Genomic DNA, 396 nt, shown 5'->3' with positions numbered 1-396 from the left:
TCTCAAGCACAGCCTGACCTTCGATCTTGCGGCGGATATCGCGGATGATCCGGCCCAGTCGGCTGCGCAGGATGCGCAACTGCCGCTGATGCCGCTTGAATTGCTTGGCATGGCCGTAGCGTCCCGCAATCATCGCCGCGGTCTTGGCAATGCGAAGATAGGACTGCCGCAGCTTGACCCCGTGCTTCCTCGCCAGGCGGTTGAGCCCCTTGATTGCCGCGTGCAGCAGCTTGGCATCGGTCGGGAAGGTGATGGCCTTCGGCTGCACGGTGGTATGTGCGCCATGACGGCGCGAAGAAGGAGGTTGAGTATGTAGACCATCTTCCGAGCAGCCTTGCTGCGCAAGAGATGAGGGCAGGCCCCTCGGACTCGGATTGCAGGATCAGAGTCCAAACC

At 61.6% G+C, this 396-nt stretch carries 1 pseudogene; it reads right to left on the bottom strand.

The features are described 5' to 3' along the window. Positions 1–274, bottom strand: a pseudogene (locus tag I6F24_RS37385) (IS5/IS1182 family transposase); the annotation flags it as partial. Positions 275–396: the final 122 nt, after the last annotated feature.

The organism is Bradyrhizobium sp. BRP23 (genome assembly GCF_020194135.1).
Taxonomy (GTDB): domain Bacteria; phylum Pseudomonadota; class Alphaproteobacteria; order Rhizobiales; family Xanthobacteraceae; genus Bradyrhizobium; species Bradyrhizobium yuanmingense.
This window is presented reverse-complemented; position numbering and strand designations above follow the sequence as displayed.